Source organism: Candidatus Igneacidithiobacillus taiwanensis, assembly GCF_031962545.1.
Lineage (GTDB): Bacteria > Pseudomonadota > Gammaproteobacteria > Acidithiobacillales > Acidithiobacillaceae > Igneacidithiobacillus > Igneacidithiobacillus taiwanensis.
Genome location: NZ_JAVRKK010000097.1, coordinates 1 through 8,509, shown reverse-complemented (window position 1 = coordinate 8,509; position 8,509 = coordinate 1). Strand labels below are relative to the sequence as shown.

The 8,509-nt window shown below is 57.1% G+C and carries 20 protein-coding genes and 1 pseudogene; all 21 read left to right on the top strand.

The window, feature by feature from the left end:
• Positions 1-147, top strand: a pseudogene (gene tuf, locus RTI30_RS10735) (elongation factor Tu); the annotation flags it as partial.
• Entirely contained in the window at positions 147-455 is a 309-nt protein-coding gene (rpsJ, locus tag RTI30_RS10730; RefSeq protein ID WP_248883803.1) for a 30S ribosomal protein S10, read from the top strand. The pseudogene tuf and the gene rpsJ, both read left to right, overlap by 1 nt.
• 10 nt (positions 456-465) lie before the next feature.
• Positions 466-1,098 carry a 50S ribosomal protein L3 gene (gene rplC / locus RTI30_RS10725; RefSeq protein ID WP_312262027.1) on the top strand — a complete coding sequence of 211 codons (633 nt, stop codon included), beginning with the start codon at positions 466-468 and terminating at the stop codon, positions 1,096-1,098.
• A 14-nt stretch (positions 1,099-1,112) separates the two neighbouring features.
• Positions 1,113-1,730: a 50S ribosomal protein L4 gene (rplD, locus tag RTI30_RS10720; protein ID WP_312262028.1), complete on the top strand. Its 618-nt coding sequence runs from the start codon at positions 1,113-1,115 to the stop codon at positions 1,728-1,730.
• Positions 1,727-2,020, top strand: a complete 294-nt coding sequence (gene rplW / locus RTI30_RS10715) for a 50S ribosomal protein L23 (protein WP_312262029.1) — start codon at positions 1,727-1,729, stop codon at positions 2,018-2,020. The genes rplD and rplW overlap by 4 nt, the downstream gene beginning before the upstream one ends.
• 17 nt (positions 2,021-2,037) lie before the next feature.
• Positions 2,038-2,862, top strand: a complete 825-nt coding sequence (gene rplB, locus RTI30_RS10710) for a 50S ribosomal protein L2 (protein ID WP_312262030.1) — start codon at positions 2,038-2,040, stop codon at positions 2,860-2,862.
• A gap of 20 nt (positions 2,863-2,882) precedes the next feature.
• A complete protein-coding gene (rpsS, locus tag RTI30_RS10705; protein ID WP_312262031.1) occupies positions 2,883-3,158 on the top strand; it encodes a 30S ribosomal protein S19 in 276 nt (91 codons plus the stop codon).
• 10 nt (positions 3,159-3,168) lie between these two features.
• Positions 3,169-3,501 carry a 50S ribosomal protein L22 gene (rplV, locus tag RTI30_RS10700; protein ID WP_312262032.1) on the top strand — a complete coding sequence of 111 codons (333 nt, stop codon included), beginning with the start codon at positions 3,169-3,171 and terminating at the stop codon, positions 3,499-3,501.
• 11 nt (positions 3,502-3,512) lie between these two features.
• Positions 3,513-4,175 (top strand): 30S ribosomal protein S3, encoded by a 663-nt coding sequence (gene rpsC / locus RTI30_RS10695; protein WP_312262034.1) that lies wholly within the window; start codon positions 3,513-3,515, stop codon positions 4,173-4,175.
• An 11-nt stretch (positions 4,176-4,186) separates the two neighbouring features.
• Positions 4,187-4,603: a 50S ribosomal protein L16 gene (gene rplP, locus RTI30_RS10690; protein WP_312262036.1), complete on the top strand. Its 417-nt coding sequence runs from the start codon at positions 4,187-4,189 to the stop codon at positions 4,601-4,603.
• On the top strand, positions 4,600-4,797 hold the full coding sequence (gene rpmC / locus RTI30_RS10685; protein ID WP_312262037.1) for a 50S ribosomal protein L29: 198 nt from the start codon (positions 4,600-4,602) through the stop codon (positions 4,795-4,797). The genes rplP and rpmC overlap by 4 nt, the downstream gene beginning before the upstream one ends.
• A 2-nt stretch (positions 4,798-4,799) precedes the next feature.
• On the top strand, positions 4,800-5,069 hold the full coding sequence (gene rpsQ, locus RTI30_RS10680; protein WP_409449701.1) for a 30S ribosomal protein S17: 270 nt from the start codon (positions 4,800-4,802) through the stop codon (positions 5,067-5,069).
• Positions 5,066-5,434: a 50S ribosomal protein L14 gene (gene rplN, locus RTI30_RS10675; RefSeq protein WP_215871585.1), complete on the top strand. Its 369-nt coding sequence runs from the start codon at positions 5,066-5,068 to the stop codon at positions 5,432-5,434. Before rpsQ ends, rplN begins: the two co-directional genes overlap by 4 nt.
• 9 nt (positions 5,435-5,443) lie before the next feature.
• The gene (gene rplX, locus RTI30_RS10670; RefSeq protein ID WP_312262043.1) at positions 5,444-5,764 is read left to right on the top strand and encodes a 50S ribosomal protein L24; all 321 of its coding nucleotides are present in this window, start codon (positions 5,444-5,446) and stop codon (positions 5,762-5,764) included.
• 13 nt (positions 5,765-5,777) lie between these two features.
• A complete protein-coding gene (rplE, locus tag RTI30_RS10665; RefSeq protein ID WP_312262045.1) occupies positions 5,778-6,320 on the top strand; it encodes a 50S ribosomal protein L5 in 543 nt (180 codons plus the stop codon).
• An 11-nt stretch (positions 6,321-6,331) separates the two neighbouring features.
• Complete coding sequence (locus RTI30_RS10660) at positions 6,332-6,517, top strand: type Z 30S ribosomal protein S14 (RefSeq protein WP_248883791.1); 186 nt, start codon at positions 6,332-6,334, stop codon at positions 6,515-6,517.
• Between the two features lie 7 nt (positions 6,518-6,524).
• Positions 6,525-6,920 carry a 30S ribosomal protein S8 gene (gene rpsH / locus RTI30_RS10655; RefSeq protein WP_312262048.1) on the top strand — a complete coding sequence of 132 codons (396 nt, stop codon included), beginning with the start codon at positions 6,525-6,527 and terminating at the stop codon, positions 6,918-6,920.
• 9 nt (positions 6,921-6,929) lie between these two features.
• Positions 6,930-7,454, top strand: coding sequence for a 50S ribosomal protein L6 (gene rplF / locus RTI30_RS10650; protein WP_312262050.1), 525 nt, complete (start codon positions 6,930-6,932; stop codon positions 7,452-7,454).
• 12 nt (positions 7,455-7,466) lie between these two features.
• Entirely contained in the window at positions 7,467-7,820 is a 354-nt protein-coding gene (rplR, locus tag RTI30_RS10645; RefSeq protein WP_312262052.1) for a 50S ribosomal protein L18, read from the top strand.
• 12 nt (positions 7,821-7,832) lie between these two features.
• Positions 7,833-8,366, top strand: a complete 534-nt coding sequence (rpsE, locus tag RTI30_RS10640) for a 30S ribosomal protein S5 (protein WP_312274726.1) — start codon at positions 7,833-7,835, stop codon at positions 8,364-8,366.
• On the top strand, positions 8,359-8,509 hold a 151-nt coding region (gene rpmD / locus RTI30_RS10635), incomplete at its 3' end, for a 50S ribosomal protein L30 (RefSeq protein ID WP_312283747.1). The genes rpsE and rpmD, both read left to right, overlap by 8 nt.

The following is an 8,509-nucleotide window of genomic DNA, read 5'->3' as shown; positions in this document are numbered from 1 at the left end:
GGTGTCGAGATGGTGATGCCGGGCGACAACGTGCAGTTCAAGGTGAGCCTGATTGCTCCGATTGCGATGGAAGACGGTCTGCGTTTTGCCGTGCGCGAAGGCGGCCGTACCGTCGGTGCCGGCGTGGTGTCGAAGGTGGTGGAATGATGGAAGGCTCAAAGATTCGTATACGTCTCAAGTCGTACGACTATCGCATGCTCGATATTTCCGCGGCAGAGATCGTCGAGACCGCGCGACGTACGGGAGCTCGGGTTTGTGGCCCGATCCCACTACCCACCAAGATCGAGCGTTTTACCGTATTGCGGTCGCCGCATGTCGACAAGAATGCCCGCGACCAGTTTGAGCAGCGCACGCACAAACGCCTCTTGGATATCCTCGATCCCAACGACAAGACTGTCGATGCCCTCATCAAGCTCGATCTTGCCGCTGGCGTCGATGTAGAGATCAAGCTGTAAGGAGAAGAAGATGACAATCGGCATGATTGGTCGCAAGGTTGGGATGACGCGGGTGGCGGAAGAGAGCGGCAAGGTCGTGCCGGTAACCGTCGTCCATCTCCCCGAAAACGTAGTGACCCAGGTCAAGACAGCAGAGCGGGATGGCTATGAGGCGATTCAGGTTGGCGTTGGTAGTGTTCGCCCACAGCGCCTCACTGGCGCGATGGCCGGTCACTTCCGTAAGGCCGCAGTGGAACCACGTCGTTTTTTGCGGGAATTCCGTCTGAATGAGTCTGGTTCTTATCAAGCTGGGCAAGAGCTATCCATCGAGATGTTCAATGTTGGTCAGCGCATCGACGTCACTGGCATCAGTAAGGGAAAGGGGTTCGCGGGAGCGATCAAGCGGCATAATTTCCGCAGCAATCGGGCAAGCCACGGTAACTCGCTCTCGCATCGTGCCCCCGGTTCCATCGGTTGCCGACAAACTCCGGGACGGGTGTTCAAAGGGAAAAAGATGGCTGGCCAGTTAGGCAACGAACGGATCACTACCCTTAATCTGGAGATCGTGCGGGTGGATGTTGAGCGTCGCTTGGTCATGGTCAAAGGTAGTGTCCCCGGCGCCAATGACGGTCATGTCCTGTTGCGACCGACGCGTCGCGGATAATTGGGAGCAGCATGATGGAAGTCAACAGTAAACACATCAGCAGCGGCAATGCCGAGACAGTCGAACTTTCCGATGCCGTTTTTGGCGCACCGTACAACGAGCCGCTGCTCCACCAAGTGGTAGTGGCGCAGTTGGCCGGGCTGCGCAGCGGTAGCGCGGTACAGAAAAATCGCTCTGCGGTGCGCGGTGGCGGACGCAAGCCCTGGAAACAGAAAGGCGGCGGGCGCGCGCGCGCGGGTAGCATTCGGAGCCCCATTTGGCGTGGTGGCGGGCGGGCTTTTCCTGGTAGCCTCCAGAGCTACAAGCAGAAGGTCAACAAGAAGATGTGGGCTGGCGCCATGCGTAGTGTTCTGGCCGAGTTGCTGCGTCAAGAGCGCCTGCAGATCATCGCGACTGAGGATTTCCCCGAGCCAAAGGCAAAACTCGGACGCGCCTGGTTAGAGGCAGCGGGAGGCGATGATGTGCTGGTCGTGCTGGCTGAGGCGCCGGTGAATTTCTTCCTGTCGCTGCGCAACTTCCCGCATGTCGGTGTGGCCGAATGGCAGGATGTTGGACCTGCAGATCTCCTACGCTATGGACGGGTCCTCATGGATGTTGCCGCGGCGAACAAGTTTGCGGAGGTGTACGGATGAATAGCGAACGGCAATATCTCGTGTTGCTGGCGCCGGTGATCAGCGAAAAAAGCACGATCCAGACCCAGACGGCTAACCAGTACGTTTTCAAAGTGGCGCGCGACGCGACCAAAGCGGAAATTAAGTCCGCAGTGGAAAAGTTATTCCAGGTAAACGTGCTTGGGGTGCAGACGCTCAATTACGACGGTAAACCGAAGCGGATGGGACGGCAACAGGGACGACGCCCGGCCTGGAAGAAGGCTTACGTTCGTCTTGCCGAAGGCAATAGCATCGACCTCGGCGTCGCCTGAGAAGGGTAGGAGAAATCATGGCTCTTGTTCGTACCAAACCGACATCCGCCGGACGTCGTTTCGTCATTAAAGTGGTCAACACCGATCTGCACAAGGGTGGACCCGTCAAAAGTCTCGTGCACAGCCAGGCGCAGACCGGTGGGCGTAACCATCAGGGGCGGGTGACTCGCCGCCATTCCGGCGGCGGCCACCGCCACCATTACCGCATCGTCGATTTCCGGCGTGATAAGGTTGAAATCCCAGCGCAGGTGGAGAGAATCGAATACGACCCAAACCGTAGTGCGCATCTCGCCCTGCTTTGCTATGCCGACGGCGAGCGCCGGTACATTTTGGCGCCGAAAGGAGTCCAGGCAGGTGATACCTTGGTTTCTGGTGAGGATACCCCCGTCCGGCCCGGTAACTGTATGCCGTTGCGTAAAATCCCGGTGGGCAGCGTCGTGCACAATATCGAGATGCGTCCTGGCAAGGGTGGGCAGCTCGCACGATCGGCTGGCGCCTCAGCGCAGTTGATGGCGCGTGAAGGTGACTATGCCCAGCTCCGACTGCGCTCTGGCGAAGTGCGGAAAATTCATGTATCCTGCCGCGCCACGATCGGGGTCGTAGGCAATGATGAGCATGCGTCGCGGCAACTCGGCAAAGCTGGAGCGACGCGCTGGCGCGGTATTCGCCCCACCGTTCGCGGTGTTGCCATGAACCCGGTCGATCACCCGCATGGTGGGGGTGAAGGGCGCACCTCCGGTGGGCGTCACCCCGTTTCTCCTTGGGGGCAGCCGACCAAGGGGTATCGCACCCGACGTAACAAACGCACCAGCGGCATGATCGTTCGCCGCCGGAAGTCTTGATCAGGTAAGAGGAATTCGTCGTGCCACGTTCTATCAAGAAAGGCCCATTCGTGGACCATCATCTCGACAAGAAGGTACAAGAGGCCCAGGCCAGTAATAGCCGCAAGCCGATCAAGACCTGGTCGCGTCGCTCAACCATCACCCCCGATTTCATCGGTCTGACTTTTTCGGTCCACAACGGTAAGCAACATATACCAGTGGTCGTCAACGAGAACATGGTCGGGCATAAGCTCGGCGAGTTCGCGCTGACGCGGACGTTCAAAGGTCACGTTGCCGACAAGAAAGCCAAGCGTTGAGGGTAAACAGATGAAATCAACGGCGGTATTGAAAGGATTGCAGATGTCTCCCCAGAAGGCTCGGCTGGTTGCCGACTTGGTCCGCGGGCAGCCGGTCGACAAGGCCCTCGACATCCTTCGTTTTACTCGCAAAAAGGCGGCGCTGCCCATCCGTAAGTGTCTGGAGTCTGCCATCGCCAATGCAGAGAACAACGAAGGTGCGGACGTCGATGCCCTTGTGGTCGAATCGATCATGATTGATGGCGGCGCAGTGCTCAAGCGCTTTGCGGCACGGGCGAAGGGACGCGGTACGCGGATTCTCAAGCGCACCAGCCACATCACCATCGTAGTTGCCGAACAGTAAGCGAGGAAAGCATGGGTCAGAAAACCAATCCGATCGGACTGCGTCTGGGAATCGTTAAGAATTGGAATTCCCGCTGGTACGGCAAGGGAGATTTCAAAGACAAATTGTTAGAGGATATTCGTATCCGCGACTTTATTCGCAAGCGGCTGAGCGGTGCAGCGATTTCTTCGATCACCGTCGAAAGGCCAGCGCGCAGCGCTCGCATTACCCTGCACACGGCTCGTCCCGGTGTAGTAATCGGTAAGAAGGGCGAGGATATCGAGACGCTACGCGCAGAGGTGCAAAAGCGTATGGGCGTCCCCGTTCATGTGAATGTTGAAGAGATTCGCAAGCCCGAACTGGATGCCCAATTGGTCGCCGAGAATGTGGCACAGCAACTCGAGCGGCGAGTAATGTTTCGCCGGGCTATGAAACGCGCTGTCACCAATGCCATGCGTTTTGGCGCGCAAGGGATGCGCATCAATTGTGCCGGGCGGCTTGGTGGCGCAGAAATCGCGCGGACCGAATGGTACCGAGAAGGTCGTGTACCATTGCATACCCTGCGCGCAGACATTGATTACGGCTTTGCGGAGGCCAAGACCACATATGGCATCATTGGTGTCAAGGTCTGGATCTTCAAGGGAGAAATCCTCGAGTGGAGCAGCGCCGCTAGCGTTGCCGCTGGGCAGAAGTAAGGAGAGCGGTGATGTTACAACCGAAACGGACGAAATTTCGCAAACAGCACAAGGGCCGCAACCGCGGTCTCGCCACGCGCGGCAACAAGGTCAGCTTTGGTGAATACGGCTTGAAGGCCGTCACTCGCGGGCGGGTCACGGCGCGACAGATCGAGGCAGCGCGACGCGCCATCAATCGCTATGTGCGTCGTGGCGGGCGGATTTGGGTCCGCGTGTTTCCCGACAAGCCGATCAGTAAAAAGCCGGCGGAGGTACGCATGGGTAAAGGCAAGGGTAACCCCGAATATTGGGTAGCCCTAGTCCAGCCTGGCAAGGTTTTGTATGAGATGGAGGGCGTTTCGGAAGAAATCGCTCGTGAAGCCCTGCGCCTTGGTGCTGCCAAGCTCCCAGTGCAGACCATCGTAGTAGAACGGCGGGTGATGGGATGAAGCAAAAGGAATTAGCAGCATTGTCTGCTGCAGAATGTCAGACGCGGTTGTTGGAGCTGTTGGAAGAACAGTTCCGGCTGCGCATGCAACATGGCACCAATCAATTGGCGAATACTGCCCGTTTGCGTGGCGTTCGGCGTGATATTGCGCGCATGCGTACCGAAATTGGTAAAAAGGCGAAGGTGAGTCGATGAGTATGGAACAGAATCCCCGCAGCCTAGTGGGAACGGTAGTGAGTAATCGCATGGACAAGACCATCGTCGTCTTGGTCGAGCGGCGTATTCAACACCCTCTCTACAAGAAATACATTCGGCGTTCCAAGAAATTTCACGCCCACGATCAGGAAAACCAGTGTCAGATTGGTGATACGGTGCGCATTGAAGAGTGCCGCCCGTTATCGAAAACCAAGACCTGGCGTTTGGTTTCGATCGTTGGTCATGCCCTGGCAGAAGAGGTGGCGTCATGATTCAGATGCAAAGCCGACTCGCGGTTGCCGACAACAGCGGCGCCCGTGAAGTCATGTGTATCAAGGTGTTGGGTGGTTCGCATCGGCGCTACGCGGACATTGGCGACGTTATCAAAGTCAGTATCAAGGATGCGGCGCCGCGGGGTAAAGTGAAAAAAGGTGATGTGTACAACGCTCTTATCGTTCGTACCCGCAAGGGCGTGCGTCGCGAAGACGGCTCCGTTATCCGTTTCGACAACAATGCTGCGGTGTTACTGAACAATCAGTTACAGCCGATTGGCACGCGAATCTTTGGCCCGGTTACGCGCGAGCTGCGAGGCGCCAATTTTATGAAAATCATTTCGCTCGCGCCCGAAGTGTTGTAGGAGTCGCGCATGAGCAAGATTCGTAAGGATGACGAGGTAGTGGTCCTCACCGGCAAGGACAAAGGTAAGCGCGGCAAAGTGTTGGCCGTATTTCCGGATGAAGGGCGTGCCATTGTGGAAAAAGTGAACATGATCAAGCGCCACAAACGTCCAGATCGAATGGGGAACGGCGGCGGTATCATCGAGAAGGAAGCGCCGATTCAGCTTTCCAATTTGGCAATTTACAATCCGGCCACTGGCAAGGCGGACCGCATCGGGTATCAGTTCCTCGCCGACGGCAGCAAGGTTCGCGTGTTCAAGAGCAACGGCGAACAGTTGGCCAAGCATTGAGGGGGCAGCACTGATGGAAGCACGGTTGCAAAAAATTTATAAGGAACAAATCGTCCCCCGGTTGATTCAAGAGTTCGGATACAAGAGCGTAATGGAAGTCCCGCGCTTGCAGAAGATTACCTTGAATATGGGTGTTGGTGAGGCAGTCGGCGACAAAAAGGTTTTGGAGGCTGCGCTTGCCGACATGACTCGTATCGCTGGCCAGAAGCCCATTGTGACCACGGCGCGCAAGTCGGTTGCTGCCTTCAAAATCCGCGAGGGATATCCCATTGGCTGCAAGGTGACCCTGCGCGGCGATCGGATGTACGAGTTCTTGGATCGCTTGGTGTCTGTCGCGATTCCGCGGATACGCGATTTTCGTGGCCTTTCTCCCAAATCTTTCGACGGTCGAGGCAATTATTCGTTGGGGGTCAAGGAGCAGATCATTTTCCCAGAGATCGAATATGACAAGATCGATCGTTTGCGGGGCTTGGACGTAACTTTCACCACCACCGCCAAGAATGATGCGGAGGCTCTGGGTCTGCTCAAGGCCTTCAAGATGCCCTTCCGCGCCTGAGGAGAATCGCAATGGCTAAGAAATCGATGATTGCCAAGGCAGCGCGCACCCCGAAGTTTCGGGTGCGCGCCTACCACCGGTGCCAATTATGTGGGCGCGCCCACGGTTACTACCGCAAGTTTGGACTCTGCCGTCTCTGCCTGCGCAAGCATGCCTCGGCGGGGAATATCCCCGGCGTTGTGAAGAGCAGTTGGTGAGGGAAAGATGAGTATTACAGATCCGATCGCAGATATGTTGACCCGCATTCGCAATGCGCAGGCAGTAGGTAAGAGTGTCGTCCAGGTGCCGGCTTCGAAGCTCAAGCGTGCCATCGCGCGGGTGCTCCTGGAAGAAGGGTACATTGCCGAGGTAGCCGATGATGTGCTGGCAGGACACCCGAGTCTTCGCATTACCCTGAAATACTATGCGGGAGAGGGTGTTATCAGCGAGATTCGCCGCATCAGTCGTCCTGGGGTGCGCATTTACCGTGGTGCCGATAGCCTTCCCCGCGTGCGGGATGGATACGGTATCGCCATCGTTTCTACTTCTCGGGGCATCATGACCGACCGCGCGGCACGTGCCGAGGGTATCGGCGGCGAAGTGCTCTGTGTAGTAGCCTAAGGGGGAACTATGTCGCGCATAGCAAAACAGCCGGTTAGTTTGCCGAAGGGCGTAGAAGTTCGCGTCGAAGACACGACGGTCGTGGTCAAGGGTCCCAAGGGTCAGTTGTCCATGCCCTTGCAGGAGGGTGTGGGTATCCGCATTGAAGCAGAATCTGCGGTTCTCGATTGGCAACCGCAGGTCGTGCACCACGCCGGTACCGCGCGTGCTCTGCTTGCGAATATGGTGCGTGGTGTATCGCAAGGCTTCGAGAGAAGGTTGGAGATCATCGGGGTCGGCTATCGTGCCCAGGCTAAAGGCAAAACCCTGGGGCTCAGTCTGGGTTTTTCCCACCCAGTCGAGTATCCCGTTCCCGATTCCATCACCATCGAAACGCCCTCGCAGACCGAGATCGTGATTCGCGGAGTCGATAAACAGCTCGTTGGTCAGGTCGCAGCAGATATCCGCGCTTATCGGCCACCGGAGCCCTACAAGGGTAAAGGTGTTCGTTATGCCGGCGAACAGGTCCGGCGTAAAGAAGCCAAGAAGAAGTAAGGGAGATCAGCAATGGACAAGAATATCAGTCGTCTTCGGCGTGCTAGAAAGACCCGTGCGCGCATTGCCGCGCAGGGCAAGCTCCGCCTTGCGGTCTTCCGTTCCGGGAAACATATCTACGCTCAGATCATCGACGATAGCCAGGGTCGGGTTCTTACGCAGGCGTCTTCCGTGGAGAAAGAGATGCGTAGTGCCTTAAAAAACGGCGGCAGTGCCGAGAGTGCGGCGGCCATTGGCAAGCGTGTGGCGGAAAAAGCGAAAGATCTGGGGATCACCGAGGTCGCGTTCGACCGCAGTGGTTATCGCTTTCATGGCCGAGTCAAGGCCCTCGCCGAGGCAGCCCGCGAAAGCGGACTGTCCTTTTGACGGAGTATTACGATGGCAAGAGAGAATCGGGAGAGTCAACAGCCAAGTGATGGCATGTTGGAAAAATTGATTCACATCAATCGGGTTTCCAAAGTTGTCAAAGGTGGACGACAGTTTGGTTTTGCGGCGTTGATGGTGGTCGGTGATGGCGATGGGAAGGTTGGCTTTGGTCGCGGTAAGGCCAAAGAAGTGCCGGCAGGAATACAGAAAGCTACGGACCAAGCGCGTCGCTATCTAACCCAGGTTCCGCTGATGCGTGGTACCATTCCCTTTCCTGTCGAGGGCAGACATGGCGCTGCGCGCGTGATTCTTCGTCCAGCTCCAGAGGGTAGTGGCGTCATCGCCGGTGGCGCGATGCGCGCCGTATGTGAGGCCGTGGGTCTGCGCAACGTGGTCGCCAAATCGTTGGGGTCGAACAACCCCATCAACGTGGTGCGCGCAACATTCAATGCGTTCGAAAAGTTGGCTACCCCGCAGTCGATCGCGATGAAGCGCGGCAAAACCTTGAAAGAGATTTTGGGGCAGGGAGAGACTGGTCATGAGTAAAATGTTGAAAGTGACCTTGGTGCGTAGCCTGATTGGTGTTACCGCCAAGCACCGTTCGACGATACGGGGTCTCGGGTTGCGGCACACCGGACATTGTGTGGAACTTGCGGATACGCCGGAAGTGCGCGGCATGATTCGTAAAG